The sequence below is a fragment of the Lentzea sp. NPDC006480 genome (genome assembly GCF_040611995.1).
Taxonomy (GTDB): domain Bacteria; phylum Actinomycetota; class Actinomycetes; order Mycobacteriales; family Pseudonocardiaceae; genus Lentzea.
On the sequence record NZ_JBEXPJ010000024.1, the window covers coordinates 26,487 to 42,686 of the forward strand.

General features: G+C 66.8%; 14 protein-coding genes. 2 read left to right on the forward strand and 12 right to left on the reverse strand.

Annotated elements, in window-relative coordinates; all coding sequences use genetic code 11:
- Nucleotides 1-37 precede the first annotated feature (37 nt).
- Genes ABZX92_RS12655 through ABZX92_RS12690 form a run of 8 tightly spaced genes read right to left on the reverse strand, consistent with a single transcriptional unit; the run spans nt 38 to nt 9,285 of the window.
- The gene (locus ABZX92_RS12655) at nt 38-997 is read right to left on the reverse strand and encodes a bifunctional lytic transglycosylase/C40 family peptidase (protein ID WP_355557379.1); all 960 of its coding nucleotides are present in this window, start codon (nt 995-997) and stop codon (nt 38-40) included.
- Nucleotides 994-1,941 carry a replication-relaxation family protein gene (locus ABZX92_RS12660; protein WP_355557382.1) on the reverse strand — a complete coding sequence of 316 codons (948 nt, stop codon included), beginning with the start codon at nt 1,939-1,941 and terminating at the stop codon, nt 994-996. Before ABZX92_RS12660 ends, ABZX92_RS12655 begins: the two co-directional genes overlap by 4 nt.
- A 17-nt stretch (nt 1,942-1,958) precedes the next feature.
- A complete protein-coding gene (locus tag ABZX92_RS12665) occupies nt 1,959-4,232 on the reverse strand; it encodes a DUF87 domain-containing protein (protein ID WP_355557384.1) in 2,274 nt (757 codons plus the stop codon).
- Nucleotides 4,229-5,980, reverse strand: a complete 1,752-nt coding sequence (locus tag ABZX92_RS12670; protein WP_355557386.1) for a DUF87 domain-containing protein — start codon at nt 5,978-5,980, stop codon at nt 4,229-4,231. The genes ABZX92_RS12665 and ABZX92_RS12670 overlap by 4 nt, the downstream gene beginning before the upstream one ends.
- On the reverse strand, nt 5,977-6,960 hold the full coding sequence (locus ABZX92_RS12675; RefSeq protein ID WP_355557389.1) for a PrgI family protein: 984 nt from the start codon (nt 6,958-6,960) through the stop codon (nt 5,977-5,979). The genes ABZX92_RS12670 and ABZX92_RS12675 overlap by 4 nt, the downstream gene beginning before the upstream one ends.
- Nucleotides 6,957-8,216 carry a hypothetical protein gene (locus ABZX92_RS12680; protein ID WP_355557392.1) on the reverse strand — a complete coding sequence of 420 codons (1,260 nt, stop codon included), beginning with the start codon at nt 8,214-8,216 and terminating at the stop codon, nt 6,957-6,959. Before ABZX92_RS12680 ends, ABZX92_RS12675 begins: the two co-directional genes overlap by 4 nt.
- 2 nt (nt 8,217-8,218) lie before the next feature.
- Entirely contained in the window at nt 8,219-8,560 is a 342-nt protein-coding gene (locus ABZX92_RS12685) for a pilin (RefSeq protein WP_355557395.1), read from the reverse strand.
- Nucleotides 8,551-9,285, reverse strand: a complete 735-nt coding sequence (locus ABZX92_RS12690) for a hypothetical protein (protein WP_355557398.1) — start codon at nt 9,283-9,285, stop codon at nt 8,551-8,553. The genes ABZX92_RS12685 and ABZX92_RS12690 overlap by 10 nt, the downstream gene beginning before the upstream one ends.
- An 875-nt stretch (nt 9,286-10,160) precedes the next feature.
- On the opposite strand from ABZX92_RS12690, the gene ABZX92_RS12695 reads away from it, so the two are divergent.
- Complete coding sequence (locus ABZX92_RS12695; protein WP_355557400.1) at nt 10,161-10,433, forward strand: helix-turn-helix transcriptional regulator; 273 nt, start codon at nt 10,161-10,163, stop codon at nt 10,431-10,433.
- 279 nt (nt 10,434-10,712) lie between these two features.
- On the opposite strand, the gene ABZX92_RS12700 is transcribed toward ABZX92_RS12695, so the two are convergent.
- Nucleotides 10,713-11,321, reverse strand: a complete 609-nt coding sequence (locus ABZX92_RS12700; RefSeq protein WP_355557403.1) for a hypothetical protein — start codon at nt 11,319-11,321, stop codon at nt 10,713-10,715.
- A gap of 1,030 nt (nt 11,322-12,351) precedes the next feature.
- Between ABZX92_RS12700 and ABZX92_RS12705 the strand changes: the two genes are divergently transcribed.
- A complete protein-coding gene (locus ABZX92_RS12705) occupies nt 12,352-12,504 on the forward strand; it encodes a hypothetical protein (RefSeq protein ID WP_355557406.1) in 153 nt (50 codons plus the stop codon).
- Between the two features lie 448 nt (nt 12,505-12,952).
- Here the strand turns inward: ABZX92_RS12705 and ABZX92_RS12710 are convergent, their stop codons facing one another.
- From ABZX92_RS12710 to ABZX92_RS12720, 3 genes are read right to left on the reverse strand one after another with little or no spacing between them, the layout of a single operon-like run.
- Nucleotides 12,953-14,329: a helix-turn-helix transcriptional regulator gene (locus ABZX92_RS12710; RefSeq protein WP_355557409.1), complete on the reverse strand. Its 1,377-nt coding sequence runs from the start codon at nt 14,327-14,329 to the stop codon at nt 12,953-12,955.
- Entirely contained in the window at nt 14,326-14,775 is a 450-nt protein-coding gene (locus ABZX92_RS12715) for a hypothetical protein (RefSeq protein ID WP_355557411.1), read from the reverse strand. The genes ABZX92_RS12710 and ABZX92_RS12715 overlap by 4 nt, the downstream gene beginning before the upstream one ends.
- Nucleotides 14,772-16,187, reverse strand: coding sequence for an Hsp70 family protein (locus tag ABZX92_RS12720; protein WP_355557414.1), 1,416 nt, complete (start codon nt 16,185-16,187; stop codon nt 14,772-14,774). The genes ABZX92_RS12715 and ABZX92_RS12720 overlap by 4 nt, the downstream gene beginning before the upstream one ends.
- Nucleotides 16,188-16,200: the final 13 nt, after the last annotated feature.

Sequence of the window (16,200 nt, forward strand, 5' to 3'; positions counted from 1 at the left end):
ACCGCAAGCCGGCCGCAAGGACGATGAGAATGCGCGATCAAGCACGAGTCCCTGCAACTGGGTTGCTGGTGGGACGGGTGGCGCCGAGATAGTGGTCGTCGGGCCACCGGTACGGCGCGATCTGGACCATTTGACCGAAGGTCGGTGCGTGGATCATTTGTCCGTTGCCGATGTAGAGGCCGACGTGGTGGACATCAGCGGGCGTGCCGTAGAAGACGAGATCTCCAGGACGAAGGACTGTGCCGTTCGGCAAGCTTGGGCCCGCGTCGTGCTGGAGCTGGGCGGTACGAGGGATCTCGATGCCTGCTGCTGCGTAGGCCGCTTTGGTGAGACCAGAGCAGTCGAAGCCCGCGTGACCGGCGTCCGGGCCGTTGCCACCCCAGACGTAGGGCAGGCCGAGCTGTCCCTGGGCGAAGTTGATGGCGAGCATGGCGGCGGCTGCGGGTGCCCGATCGGCGCCACGGCCGATTGCGCTGGCGTAGCGGTCTGCCTGGGCCAGGACCTGGGCGACGTACCAGTCGGCATGGTTGTACGCCCAGATCGCGGCGCGGAGGTCGCGGCCGTCGCGGGCTCCTGAGTCGCACAGGTAGTGCGCGGCGGCGTGGACGGCGTCGTGTGGATCCCAGGGCGAGGGAGGGGTTCGACCACCTGCGGGTAGTGGGTGGCGGACGACGACACTGTCGAAGGTGCTTTGGAGGAACTGCATGGGGCCTCGCGCGCCTGCGTAGTTCTCAGTGCCTTCGGCGACACCGACGAGTCTGCTGCGGCCGTGATCGCTTTCGATCTTTCCAATGGCGGCGAGGACCGACCAGCCCAAACCAGGACAGTTCCCGGCAGCCTCGTAGTACAGCGTCAGGTAGTTGCGCGGGATGTCCGACAGCGCCTCTTGGGAGGGCTGGGCGCCGCCGAACAGTGACGAGACGAGTGCTTGTCCCGTGGCGGCCACCACGACGACGGTGGCGAGCACCGCAGAGCTGGCGACGATCGTGGCTTTCATCGTGAGCTCCACAGAGGAGGGAGCGGGGACGGCGGTGAGAGGGTGGTCCTCGAGTGATCTGGCCGCACGATCGTGGCGTTCTGCTTGAACGGCCAGAGCTGGGAGAGCTCGCCGAGCCGGAGTCGTCCGACGCGGATGTCCGCCACCGGCAGCCAGCGAAGGGAAGCCGCAGTGGGCGGAAACTCCGAGTTGGTGGTGACGACCGGGAACGTGGTCGTGCCGTCGAGAGTGCGCAGGGCATCGGCGAGAGCGATGCGGGCGTTGGCTTCGCGTCGGGCGCTGGGGAACGTGAACAGCACCGGAGTGCAGATGCCGCTCGAGGTGGCGAGCCGGGCGTAGCGGTGGATCTTGTCGGCGAGTCTGGTGAGGGTTTCGGTGCCGCAGTCGTGTTCGAGGAAGAACTCGAAGATCGCGTTGTTCTCGGTCCAGCGGCCGTAGCCGTCGGGGCGGACGACGTCGCCGAAGTAGGTGGCGCAGCGTCGTTCCGACCACCACGTCGTCAAGCCGTGTGCGTGGTTGCGGGAGTCGGCGACCAGGCTGGTGAAGAAGCCGTTGACGCCAACGTCGTGTGCGAGCTGGAGCGAGTGGGAGATGCCGAGTGCGGCGTCGTGCCGGTAGTTGAGCGTCTTGGGGTCGAGGCCGTCTTCGTAGGCGAGCTGAACCGCGCCGGCGACGTCGAGGACGTAGTGCATCGGGGCGCTGCCCACGGTGACGAAGGGTTGGAAGCGGTCGACGACGCGCCACTGGTGGAGGGTGAGCAGGCGGTGGTTGGCGGCACGCGCGGTGGGCCACGCGAGCTCGGCGATTTGATGCGTGGTGAGCACCTTGTGCTCGTGGAGCATGCGGGCGAGCCAGCGGTCTCGGATGGTGAGGTGCCTTGCGAGGCGGGCATGATGTTCCCCCGAGGCGGCGAACCGCAGCGTGGGACGTGCTGGTGCGGTCATGAGCATTCTCCTTGTTGTTAGCCGGCGAGTCTCGGGTCGGCGGTGGGAGCTGCGGAGCAGGGAGCGGGAACGGCGTGGGTGTTGGCTTGCGCGGCCTTGCGGATTTGCCTGCTCCGCAACGGGCTCGGTTTCGGAAGCTTCTCGGTGACGGCGGTGAACGCGGGCAATTCCTGGCCGTTCACGATGAGCCGGGCTGCGACGTGGAACTGCGGCAGGTGGGCGATGTCGTGCTCGTTGAGCCGCGGATGGGTGTGGCGGGCCAGCACGCGCGCGTCTTCCGGGCTGGCCGTGAAGTAGATCTTCGAGCGGGCGTTGGTGCTGATGCCTTCTGCCAGTTCGCGGGTGAGTTGCAGGTGATACTGGTGGGCGAGAGTGAGCGAGAGTTCGTAGGCGCGGGCTTCGGCGAGCATGTCCTCGATGGGGTACGGCAGGTTGAGGAAGTTGTGGCATTCGTCGATGTAGAGGCCGCAGGGGTGGCGTTGGTGGCGGGGGAGCCGTGCCCGGCGGACGGCGGCCTGCCAGGTGCGGGCGACGATGATGGAACCGATGAGATTCGCGGTCTCCATGCCGAGAGAGTCACGGGAGATCCGCACGAGACAGATTCCGCCGTTGAGCACCGCGTCCATGTCGAAGGTGGACGGACCGCCGGCGATCGAGGCGCGGACGAACGGGCGGAGCAGGAAACCGCGGAGCTTGTTCATCAATGGCGCGATGATCTGTGCGCGGGAGGCGTCGGACAGCTCGCTGTACCAGGCCCAGAACCCGCGCAGCACCTCGTCCTGGATGTGCGCGACCGCGCGTTCGCGGAACGCGGGCTCGGTGAGCAGCTTGGGTAGCTGAATCAACGTCGGCGTGCCGGGCAAAGCGGCCAGGGTGAGCAGTGCTGCGCGGAAGATGTCGTCTGTTCGCGGTCCCCAGGACGAGGAGTAGACCCGCGAGAAGATCGAGACGAGGTTGTCGACCGCCTGGTGTTCGTCGTTGCCTTCCAGCGGATTGAGCACCGGCGGGCGGGACCGCGAGGTGGCGTCGAACAGCACGACCTTCGGGCCGACCTGTTCGGGCAGACGCGCCAGCAGGTCGCTGACGAGGTCGCCTTTGGGATCGATCACGACGAGGCCGCGACCGGCTTCGGCGTCGGCGAGGATCATCCGCGCCATCAGTTCGGACTTGCCGGAACCGGTGGCGCCCATGATGTGCACGTGGTGGCACCCGTCGGCCACACGCAACCCGACGGGTCGAGGACGGCCGGAATCGCTGATCCCGATCGGCTTGATGTCGGTACCGCGTTCAGCGACGCCCGGTGGTGGCGCAACGGCTTTGGCCCCGGCGCGGATCAACCCTGGAGCCGCAGCGTCAAGTGGGAGATGCGCGAGCGCGGCCAACTCTGGAATCGACAGGAGATCGCCGCGCCGCAGTCGCCGCGAGTTGAGGGCATTGATCGGGTTGTGGAGCCGGGTTAGGCGGTAGTGGTTGTGCGCGGAGAACAGGGTGAACGCCGAGGCGACGGCTCGCGCTCTCCCGTGCAGTGCCTGCGGCACGTTGTGATCGGCTGTGACTGCATAGCGGACGCGTGTTTCGAACATCGGCGCGTTGCGTTTCGCCACGACTGCCCGGTCTTCGGCGCTCTGCCGGAGCCGGGTCCGGTTGTCCAGGCTCCGCGTCGACGTGGACCGGGTCCTGGCGAGGCGTTTGGCCGGGCGGGCGAGGATCTGCACAGTGACGCGCTCGTGCGGGCCGATTCCGGCGGCGGCACCGAACAGCGTGCGCAACGGGTCGGCGGCGAAGTCGCTGCGGATCGGCAGGGCTTCGCTGCGCGCGAGCCGCAGCTCCGCGCCGACTGCAGTCACCTGGGCGGTCTCTGTTGCTGGTGCTGTCTTGGTTCGGGCGCCCGGCCAGGCAGCTTCCACGGCGCGTTCAACGGTGCCGGCAGGCACGACACGAGGTACCCACAACGCGATCTGCGCGCCGGAGCTCGAAAAGGCGTACTCGAATGCAACGTGCGGTTGGGTTGTCCACCACGTCCGTCGTCGATGCAGCAGGCCGACGAGGTTCGTCCAGAACATCGCTGACCCGGCCGGATCGACAGTCGGCGGCACGAACACCGTCACCATCCGCGCGCCTGCCATCAGCGTCCGGTGTTGTCGTCGCATCAACCAGATCCTCAACGCGGCGGCCGCGACTGCCACACCCGCCAACGCAATTCCGATGGCCGGGTCGGCAGTGGTGAGCCATGTGAGGAGATGCTCGAAGACTGCGGTCGGATCGCGCAGGAAGTCCTTGACCGCGCTCATAGCTCGACCCAGGACGTCGCAGCGTCGGATTCCTGAACATGCGCGACTGCGGCTGGATCCGTCGTGACCAGCTCATGTTCAGCCGGGGAGGCGAGGGACTGGAAGGCGACGCGTTGAGTGCCCGCGGCGAGCAGCCCTTGGCCGCGGTCTGCGGACAGCAGGAACTGCCGTTCGCCGAGTGAGAGCCCGAACTCCCGTGTGATCGCGTCGATTGCTTGCGGGGCCTGCCGCAGCAGAATCTGGGTGGTCGAGTTCGCCACGATCGCCCGGCCCAGCTCGGAGCCGATGAGGTCGTCGCTGTCCTGCGTGGTAACGGTGAGCCCGCACCAATGCTTGCGTCCGGACTTGGCCATCCGCAGCAGGTATCGCGCTCCTTCGGGCTGTGCCATGAGCAGCCACGCCTCGTCGACCACGACCAGACGGCGCCGCCGGATCGCAGGGTTGCTGACCTGGCGCCACACCGAGTCCAGCGTGAGCAACGTGCCTATCGGCTTGAGCTCGTCCGCGAGGTCGCGCAACGAGAACACCACGAGGTGTCCCTCGGGCCTGGTCGTGGTGGGCCCGGCGAACAACGAAGCGAACGCGCCGGTGGTGAACGGTTTCAACCGGGCCGCGAACTCCGAGTCGTCCAGCTCGTCGGCGAGGTCGCGAAGCAGGGGAGCGGGCCGCGACCACGTCCTGGGCTCGGTGGTGATCCCGGCCCGCTCGTAGGTCGCGGTGACGGCAGAGTCCAGCGTGGTGCGTTCGTGTGCCGTCAGTTCGGTGCGGAGCAGGACGCTGACCACGGTGTGCAGGAACAACGTCCGCCGGGTGAGCGCGTCCTTCGGTGCGATTCGTTTGCTGTCGGGTCGGGTGTGGACAGGCAGGTCGAACGGGTTGAACCGGACCTGATCAGCGCCCAGCCGGACAACCGTGCCGCCGGCCGACTGCGCAAGTCGGACGTACTCGTCCTCCGGATCGATGACGAACGCATCGATGCCGCGATACAGCGACCGCAGCAACTCCAGCTTCGTCAGGTATGACTTGCCCGCGCCGGAACGGCCGAGAATGACGGAGTTGTAGTTGTCGCACTCGAACCGGTCCCAGTGCACGAGACCCTGGCTGCCGAGGTTGAACCCGTACAGCACCCCGCGCGGGGCTGACAACGACGTCGGATCTGCCGGCGGGAGATCCGGTGACGTGAACGGGAACGCGGCCGCGAGTGCATGGGTGTCGAACGTGCGCCGCATCCCGAGCAGGTCCAAGCCCATCGGCAGCGTTGTGACCCAACCCTGCAGGCTTCGATAGCTGGCTGGTTTCGCGTCCAGCAGCAACGACGCCGCAAGAGCACGAACCGCTGCGACCTCGTCAGCGAGCGCCTGCTCGGTTGCCGCGTGAACGGTCATGTACAAGCCGACTCGGTAGAGCTTGCCCTCACCGCGCGCGACGCGGCTGGAGAGGTCATAGGCGTCCTCGGTGGCGGCCTCAACCTGTGGATCGGACAGCTTGCCGGCGTCACTGGTGTATCGGCGCCCGCTCTCCAGCCGGGCGAGCTGCTTCTTGAGTCGAGCAGCCGCGGTGACCGGATCAATCGGTTCGCAGTGCAGACTCACGTCCAGGCGGCCGGCATGAGTGAGCAGCGGCTGTAGCCAGCCAGGCTGAACTTCCCGCGGATACCCGGTGACCGCGAAGCTGGCCACCCACTCACCGCCGACCTCGAGCGAGCGAGGATGAACAGCGATCGCGTCTGGAACGAAGGCCGCGCTCATGCCGACCACCCAGCCTCAACGGTGATGATGTCGTCGGCACCGGCAAGCCCAACGGTGGGCGGGATCAGGTTGTCAGGGTTGCACGTCGCGGCCAGCACACTCGTCGTCTGCCCGGAATCGAGCGGGCGGACCGCGATGCCAGCCGCTCCGAGAAGCTCGGTTGCCTCGCCCAACCGCCGCGCCAGCCGCCCCTCAACGGCGGCGCGGTCAGCGTCGCTCAATCGCATTTTCCCGCGGCGGGTGACGAGCGTGGACAGACCTGGTTCACGAAGCACCAGCAGCAGCTGGCGACGTAGCAAGGTGGTAGAAGTGCTGAGCTGCTGGAGATAGTCAGAGAACTCCAGAGCGGCGTTCTCCAGCGCGGGATGTGGCAGACCGGAAGCCTGCTCGCGCAGCTCGGCGATCTGCTCGGACAGGTCGAGCCGTTCGGTGCGGATGAGCACCTGGACCGGTGCGGTCAAGCTGTGGAGGTACCGACCGAACGAGGCGACGAGCGACTCCTGTTCTGTGGCGGTGCGCAGCGCGAAGTTGATGGTCGAGCACACAGCGACCACAGCAAGACCGTCGTCGCCCAGGTCCACCACTCCTGCCTCGGTGACGCTCTCGGCAGGCAGCTGCACTGGACCGTCTCCATTGTGGACATCGGACGCGGATGCGTGCGCGAGCCAACTTGGCACAGGCTGGGCATCGTCCATCGCTGCTAGTTGCAGTCTCGGGCGTAGGCGTTGTCGCACTGCAGCGAGCACGAGTCGGTCAAACGAAAGACCGTCGCGGCGTCCGAGTGCGAGCACCGCGCTCGCTGCCGCAACTGGCAACGCCACAGCTCCGAACACCCCCACCGGAACCACGTCGCGGGTAGCCGTGTAGGCGACGTAGAGTACTAGGCCCACCACGGCGAGGATCGCGACCTGGCGCGACGTAAGCCCGGCGAGAACTTGGTCCTCGCGGTCGACATCGGCGGGAATGCGCACCTGACTCATGACCGCCCACCACCCTTCGGGGCGCGGAACGTCGGCGGAGCGGGCGGCGTCGTCATGCGACGAGGGAGAGTTGGTGGAGCGGTGGTGGGTGGTCGGAAGTTGAGGTTCTGCGGCTGGACAGGCGGCCGGAACTGCGGCGCCTGGACCGGATGTGCCATGGGGCGTTTGCCTGGGACGTGCGCTGTTGGCTGCTGCCCCTGCGCAGTCTTGGTGCGTTGTCCTGCGTTGGCGGCAGCCAATATCACGCGTGCGCCTGTGGCCTGCTTGATCGGCGCCGATTGGTGGTGTTGGTTCGGCGCTGACCTATGAACGGCATTTCGTGACACCGCGATTCCGTTGCGGCGCAGTCCGAGCGCACCGGCGGCCCTGCCGAACACGTACGACCGAGCCACGCCCACGACGAACGAGCGTTTGCCGCTACCGATCTTGACTTGGCGCATCATCCACGTCGGGATCATCACCAGCACCCACACCAACGCGATGACGACGATGAGGTTGACGGTCCCATCGGTCTTGGTGCTGAACAGGCGGAAGCCACCGGGCTCGAGGAACACCTTCAGCGCACAAATCAACGCGAGGCTCTGTCCAACCTGGATACCCAGAATGGCGGCACCGCTACGCCAGAACCAGAACGCGATGCCTTCGGTGTGCGGCAACCCGTGAAACATCAACGCCAGTGGCGCGCCGGCGAGCAGGATCACGGTCAGCCCGACTCGCACCGCGTAGCCGACCAGCAGCCGCACCAACAGGATCACGAGCACGAGCGACAGCAACCCCGTCGTCACCCCGCTCGTCGCCACAGCGCTCAGCACCACCGCGACGAACACCTCACCGAGACCTTGACCGGCCTGCTGCGGATCAAGACCGCCGAGCAGCGCGACCGACAACCCGTTCGCCAGCCGGATCGCCTGGTCACCGACCGGCAGGCTCAGATTGGCGGCCACGAACCCGATGACCAGACGCGGCAACGTCTCCCGCACCGAGTAGCGCGTCTGCACGGTCTCGTGGGCCATCACCACCAACCCCGCCACGATGACGAACAGCGAGTATGTCGCTACGACGATGAGCCGTGACTGCTCCCACAACTCACCTACACGCGGCAACTCGTCCAGCGTCGGCGTCGACAACAACGTCTCGCCCACGAATGTCAACAGCTTGTTCAGCGACTGGCCGACGACCAGGTCGATGAACCCCGCCATGCCTTCACCGATGCACGCGCCGGGACTCGTGATCCCGCACTCGTCGAACGTGTCCATCGCTAGGCCCCCACAAATCCTTTGAGGACCTCGATGACCACCGGAGTCAGCAACACACCGACCAACCCGACGCAGGCCGCTCGGAACGACGTCTTCGACTTCTCGATCTCGCTGGGATCACCGGCACCGGCCATCCGGCGCAGGAACGCGACCGTGAAACACACCGCCGCGAGCGCGGCCGAGATGCCCACCAGCCAGTTCCGGATGTTGTTCAACACGGCGTCGATCGACTGGACCGGTGCCGCGAGCTGGACGACTTCTGCATGCGCTGGTCCTGCGAGGAGCAATACGGTTCCGACGGCTCCAAGCGTGACGAGTGCCAAACGGCAGTTGGTCAGGCACATGGCGGCTCCTCCGCAACCACGGCTCCGAGCTCCGGTGTGGACACTCCGTCGCTCAGATGGGCAACCAGCCGCTGCTCGGCGCGTTGGCGCGCCTTATACGCCGCCCATTGGCCGATCTGCCGCCGCCGGGCCCACTCCGTCACCGGCACTCGATCGAGCCGCGTAGTACCGATCAAGTCGGCCTCGGTTCGAGACAGGACTCCGTGCTCGACGGCCTGTGCCAGCACCAGGTCCACGTGCCCCTGCGGCGCCCGTGGCGGTACTGGCACCGGACTCGTCACGAGTTCCCGCCGCGCGCGACAACCAGCGCGAAACGCGACCAACCGCAGTCGGGCCAACACATTCGGCGCGTCCAGGTGGATGGTGCTCAACGCCTGCAGAAACCCGCTCAGCACCTCGGCGTGAATCTCGCCGACGTCACACTCCGAACTCTGCGACAGCCGTGCTGTCACCGTAGTCAACGCTGGCAATGCGATCCCAACGGCGGCGACTGTCCATGTCGCACTTTCCACACGGCACTGATGCACCAGATGCGCCCACACTGCATCCCGTGTCGTCAGCGGGCACGTGCGCTTGACGAGCAAGTCCCGCAGCTCGTCCACCGGCAACAGCCGATCAGGCAGTCCATCGAATCGCCGACCGTCCAGTGACACCGGATGAGGCCCGGCAACCAGCAGGTCAAACGCGTGTCTCGCGACGTCCAGACAGGTGTTCGGCAGGCTCATGACCGCTCCTAGGTGTAGTGGTGCAACGACCACGCCATGAAGCGCGAGTAGCTACTAACCAACTGCTATCCGGCGCTTAGCGCCGAACTAAATGCCTGCTAAATCTCGACTAGATGCTGATCTGGTCAGCTGCACACAGGTCAGCCGGCCACGGAGGTTCCGCTGATGTGGCAGCTGCGCCGATCTCTCGCCACGAATCGGCTAGCTCGGCGGTATTGATCGGGTCGACGACGGTTCAGTCCGCGCGATGTACTAAAGCAATCGCGTTGGACAGCATCGCCGCGGTCAAACCGTCAGGGCGGCTGGCTCGTCCGTGCAAACGGGCCATCCGCACCCGCAGCTCCTGCGCCGGTTCGATCTCGGTGGGCGACGCGGTGAAGTCCCGGAGACCTGATCCGCAGCCGAGATCGCGAGCACATGTACGGGCATGAGAGCTTTGCTGGAACGTGACAGGAGCGATGATGGGGACGTCCAGTATCAGCTGCGCCGCAGTGGGATGAGGGCGGAGGACGTAGAACACATTCGGTGTCAGGTCTGGGTCCGAGGCCGTACTGTGAGGCAAGCCGATCATGAGGTGCATGCCACGGCTGTGGCTAGGTCGGCTGCGCGCTGCAATGCCCAGTCTCTCAGTCGGTGTATGAGGACTGTCTGTTCCGTCAGGGCATCTCAGGTCGACGAGTCTGGTCATCGTTTGCACGGGGTCGCTGTCTGGGAAGCGATCGGGTCCGTCGACGAGGTTCCTGAGGGGACGTCACCGTGGTCGACCTTGGGCTGTCAGGCGGGGTGTACGACGTGCTGAACGTGTTGCGCGGCCGTGGATGGGTCAGCATCATCGCTGTGACGACCGGATCGAGTGGGTCCGAATCTCCAGCGCGGTGAACGCCGGTGTCAACGGGTGGCTGATCAGTCAGCAGGTGCTGGCTCCAAGATGTGCAACTGATGACCTCGCGTCCATGCAGTTGTCCGGCCGCGAACTCGATGTGATCCGGCTGATGGTCAGGGAGATGACCAACGACGAGATCGGCGTTGAGATGCAACTGTCCACCGAGACCGTGAAGTCGTACGTGTGTCCGATTGGCCGAAAGCTGCGAGCTCACGGGCGCGCGGGAATTGTCGCGGGCGCGATTCGGGCAGCACAGCTGGACTGATCACATTAGATTGGTGAGCAAGTGGTCGGTGCCGTCCAGGGACGAGAGCAACTTCGAACACCGCGCTACGCTCGTCGACTCGTTCGGTGCGGCGGAGTTGGTGCGTGGCCGACGCTGCGTGAGTTCGAGCGGGTGCGTGCCGGCGCCTGCCTATTCCTTGATGCGCAGTAACGACGGCAACCCACACGAGCCCTCGAGAGCCGGACCGCATGACCTTTCAAACCAGCGTTCGGATGAACCCGTCGCGTTCTGACTCTCGTCTGTACCTGCCGCGTCGTGTCAGTAGTGGAAGCCGGGCCGGTCGACCATCGCGACGAACTGATCAGCTGTAACTGGCACTTCGGAACGCGACGGCTTGATCTCGATGCCGTTTCCGAGATCGCCCGTCGTGATCTGGGCGCGCAGTACAGCGCTGACCGTCGTGCCGTCTGGGAACGTCGACCTCGCCGACAACATCTTCACCTTGCCATCGATAGATGTCGTGGTGAGGTTGATGGTCGAGCCGGTAGTGCCGATGATCGAGGTCTCCTCGATTTCGGGCTGACCAGCGGACTTCAGCGGTACCTGGCAGTCAAGCACAAGGACACACTCTGTGTGTTTGTCCGTAGAGCGCACGAATACCGTCAGGGTGGACGCACCTTCTGCGTCGTTCAGAACGGCGGCCGCCTGGTACCCGTCCTCGCTGGTTTCGCCGAGCGAGAAGAACGCGAGTGGCCGTGTCCGGGGAGACACGGAGGACAATCGTTCATCCGGCAGGCGGTAGCGAACCGTCCTCGCCAGTTGCTCTGTCAGCTCGTCAGCGTGGGCTTGGGTGGTGGCGATGGCAGCCGGGTCCGGCGATTTCGAGGACACCGCCAGCGCCGCGAACGTACCCACCACCGCGATCACCCCTACGAGTCTTAGAGCCAATAGGCCGGTCTTCATCGGCTCCTTCTGCTGGTTAGCGTGATGGTGTGGCCTTGAGCGGCTCCCTCGGACCAGCTCCTTTCTCCCATTGCATTGCCGTGGAGATGGTCGGAGAGGCACCGATATGCCTCTTCGCGGCACGCGTCTGCCCTTGCGGTCAATCGGCAGGAGGAGACGGCCTCGCCGTGGCGGCTGGCGATCGACGCGGGGACTGGCTGGAACGGATAGGTCCTCGTGTCCATGGAGAGGCCAGGTGGCGCCATGGAGATGGTCGAGCGGGCCCCCGCGCTGTCAGCCGAGTTCGACTTTGTGGTTCGAACACGTCTCGGTGCGGCACGTGTCGCGCGGATGTTGCTCGCGCAGAGCAGGGCTGAGGACACACAGGCTGTGCTTGCGCTTTGTACACCCGCAGGCCCCGGACTAGGTCTAAAACTGACTGAGGTTGTTGACAGTCTGGGCTCCTGAACCGGAGGACGCCCATGGCTGAGCGGGTACGGAGCGAGAAAGACTTGGCCAGGCGTGCTCGTCGGCGCATCACCACAATGCTCACGGAACGCCATGTCAAACAGTCTGCGAGTGCTGGAACAGTCAGAAAAGGTTGCCGCGTGGTTCGGTCATGCTCGCGGCTCGTGCCGCGCCTCGAGGGGCTGCTGGGTCCAGTGGGGGGAGCACCGCCGGCCTGAGGACGCGCTGGCGGTGTGCGGCGACCGCGAGCTCACCGCCAGCCGGCGCGCGGAGGTGCAGACGAAATTCGATCGCTGCCGTCGTGACTTGCCGGCCTGTCAGTGCCTGGGAGTGAAGGTGCACGATTGGATGGGTGATCGGGAATCTGTGGGCCGAACTCTAGCCCGATCGGCCTAAGCTCAGGGCCTGAAACATGCCCTGAGCAGGAGTCCGTCAAGCGCTGCCTCTGGCCTTGAACGAGTAGTTCGGGTCGATGGCCGTGCTGGCTGACGGCGGGTGCTCAGCCGACGAATCACCCGATCACGAGAGGCGCCTCAACGTGACGGCAGTGAAGATCTTCGTGCTCGTCCTCGTCGTCGTGGTGCCGACCGCGGCCGTCTTGACCCTGTTCGGCGCGATGGGCTTGTTGATGGCGGTGCCGGCCACCGTGATGACCGCGACCGTGGTTGCCGTTGTCTACAGTGCGATCAAGAAGCGCTGACCTGCTTTCTGGCGCTCCGTCCTGCGATGAAGGCTCGAGCGCGTGTCCGACGCTCAGCTGGTGTTGGCCGTTGGGCCGCTCGTAGTTCGCGACGATCGCGCTCGTGATCGACTACCGGCGCTGATCCGCAGTAGACGTGCTGGCCATCCCCGAACGGTCAGGCATCAGGTTATCACCGACCATGACGCCGACCACGTGATCGCCCTCGACGTCGGCCTCTGCTTCGAGTGCGCCGATCGGCCCATGATGATCCAGATCCTCACGCAGTCGGAACCCATCACGGGGTCAAGCAATCGGTCTTCAGGACCGTTGCCGCGGGCCTGGAAGTCCTCGGCATCGCTGCGGAGGACGTGTTCGTAAGCATCGTCGAGAACGGCCCCAGGACTGGTCGTTCGACTTCGGGCGCGCACAGTACGTCGAGGGCGATCTGGCCGTTCCGGGTCGCTGACTATGCCAGCCGGGCGCGCAGAGAGGCGATCAGCTCGGCGCGTCCGCCCACGGCCAGCTTCTGGCGGATCTTCGCCACGTGCTGCTCGACCGTCTTCGGCGAGATGTAGAGGCGGGCACCGATCTCCTTGTGGGTGAGGCCTTCCAGCAGCAGCTCGCCGACCGCGCGTTCCCGCTTCGAGAGGCCGTCTCCGGGGCCGTTGTCCTCGGTGCCGATGCGGGCTCGCAGGGCGCGGCCGGTGCTCAGCAGTTCGCGGGCTTCGGCCGGGTTGTTCATGCGGGCGGCTGCCGCGCCGCACAACGCCATCGCGTCCCACGGGTGGCCCGCGAGGGCGAGGAGATTGGCAACCTCCGTCACCGCAACAGGATTGACGTCGTCGGTGAGGATCGAGGCCCACATGCGTGCGGCGGAGGCACGAGGTTCGACGGTCAGTAATACCGCCACCGACGCGTCACCGGCGATCACGGCCCGTTGCACGCGCCACCAGTTGTCTGTTTCCTCGCACCAAGCCGCACCGACCCGTTCGACCGCGCTGGTCATCGCGTCGACGATCGTGTCGCGTTCGAACGCGCTGCCCGCACCGGCCGACAGCTCGCCCCACGCGTCCAGCAGCAACGGTTCCACGTCGACGCCCGCCACCACCGGCGCCACTCGTCGCCAGGTCGCGCGCAACGCCTCGTCGTCACCTGCTCGGCGAGCCAGTCCGATCGTCACGGCCGCCGCGAGCACGGCGTCGCGGCGCAGCACCGGGGCGGTGCAGGCGGCGATCTCGGTGCGGGCGGCGGCCAATCGGCCCGCGCGCAGGTGCAGCCAGGCCGTGAGCAGGTGGCGGCGAGGCGTCGGGCGGTCCGCGAACATCGCCAGCAGCTCCGAGGCACTGGCGTCGTGACCACCCGCGATCAGCGCCGTCACCGCCAGGTCGCCCCACTGCTCGGCGGCCATCGGGTCGGCGGGCACGGTCGCGGCGGCCAGGCCGGCCAGCTTGCGGGCAGCTGGGGCGAACGAGCCGCGCACGGCTTCCAGCGCCGCGTCCACGCCGTCCAGCAGCACCGTCAGGCCTCGTGGTGCGGCACCGGACAGCCTGGCTCGTGCGGCGGCCAGGTCTTCCGCGGCAGACGAGAGATCACCCACCAGGCAGGCGGCCAGTGCGGCACGGGCGGCCGCGGTGACACCGGGTGCGCCGGTCAGCGAGCTCGCGATCACGCGCCACCGTGCGGCGGCGTCGAACAAGGCCCCGTCGGCAGCTGCCGCGGCGGCCGCGACTCCGGCCGCCAGGCAGTCCTGGTCCGTGCCCTCGGTGAGAATCCGGTCCGCGGTCTCGATCGCCGACGCGGTGTCACCCTCCCGCCACGCCAGTTCCGCTGCGACAGCGGTCATCTTCGCCTCCCCGCGAACCAGGCGTTCGACGCGGGCAGGAACATCAGCACGCCCGCACCTGCCACCGCGATCCCCGCCACTACCGGCATCTGCGACACCAGCACCCCGACAACTCCCAGCACCACCAACAAGATCCGCGCCCACTTCCGGCCAAGGGCAAAGGCCCGCAGCACTCCCAGCTGCAGCAGCGCCACCAGCACGCCCGGTCCGAGCAGCACACCCAGCCCGGCCAGCACCACCTCGTCCTGTGTGGACTGATCGACACCACGCGCCGCCACCTCGGTGGCCAGCGAGGCACGCACGTCGCCGAACGCCACGCCGGTCACGACCAGTTCGACGACCACCACGAGCAACCACAGGTAGACGGAGATCGTGGCCAGACGAGGTCGCGGCACCTGGACCAGCTGGAACTTCGACACTCCTGGTCTCGGAGGCAACGCGGTCACGGTGCGCCGGCCTTCGTGCTCGCCTTGGTGCTGGGCGTCGGCGGCGGTGCGCTCGTCGACTTGCTGACGCTCGGCGCCGAGCTCGACGGCCACGTGGTCGTCGTCGTGGTGCGCTTCGTCGGCGGGGGAGGAGGCGGCGGCGCAACCGTTTTCTGCGGCTGGACCGGCGCTTCGGTCGTCGTGGCCACCACAACGGCGGCCTTCTCCTCGGTGGTGGTCGTAGGCGGAGTCGTGGTCGTCGTCGCCGGGGTGGCGTTGCCCGCGAAGTACGTGTTCATCGCGAGACCACCGCCGACCGCCGCCGCGAGCACCGCCGCCGTGATGTACGGCGTGAGCTTCTTCCTCTTGTGCTGCAACGCGGGCGCGGCCGGCCGAGGCGGACGCGACCACATCACGGTCGCCACCTCCGGCGCGGCGACCGCGCGCACACGGGCGGACAGTGCGGCACCCACGGCGACCATCCCCTCGAACGCGGGCGTCACCGAACGGCCGAGCAACGCGGAAACTTCTTGCGTCACCAATGGAATCCGGGCAGACCCACCGACCAGCAGCACTGCGGCGAGGTCCCCAGAACGCACCCCGGCGTTCTCCAAAGCACGCAACAGCGCGCTAATCGTCTCGGTTAGCGCGGGCCGGATCATCTCCTCGAACTCGGCGCGGGTCAGCCGCACCTCGCGCACCGAGATCCCCGGCACCGCAACGGGAATCCGCACCTCGGTGTCCGACGACAGCTGTTCCTTCGCAGCCGTGCAGGCCCGCCGCAGATCGGCGACCGCCGCCCGCACAACAGGATTCTCCGCGTCGAGCGAGTCCCACTCCAAGGACTCGACCACGTGGGAGAACACCGCCTCGTCGAAGTCCAGCCCGCCGATCTCGGCCTCCTCGGGACGGCCCGCGAGCACGAACGAGTCGAGCTTGCGCACCACCGCGGCCTCGAACCCGCTCCCGCCGAGGTCGTACACGGCGACGACAGAACCCGGTTCCAGCCGGGCCCGCTCGTCGTGAGCAACCACAGCGGCCTGCGGTGCCGGCACGAACAGCACGTCGGAAAGTCCAGCTCCGCGAAGGGATTCCAAGCGGTGTGGACCCCACGAAGCCGGATGCGCGACGGCGATCCGGCCGGTGTGAGGAGCGAGCAGCTGCGTGACGAAACGCGCGGTGAGCACATCGGCACCGAGCGCTACCCCACCGAGTCGCAACGGCGTCGGATCCCCCACCCGACGCAGGAACCGGCGTGCCACGCGACTCGGATCGGCGGCGGCGCGGCGTTCCGCTTCCTCACCGATGACCAAAGAGCCATCAGGATTCGCGAACACCACGGTCGGCGTCACCGACTCGAGCCGCGGTATCTCGCGGCACGTGGCTGTTGCGGTGCGGGTGGATCCGAGATCCAGCCCGATCTGGTAGTGCATCGGACACCCCCTG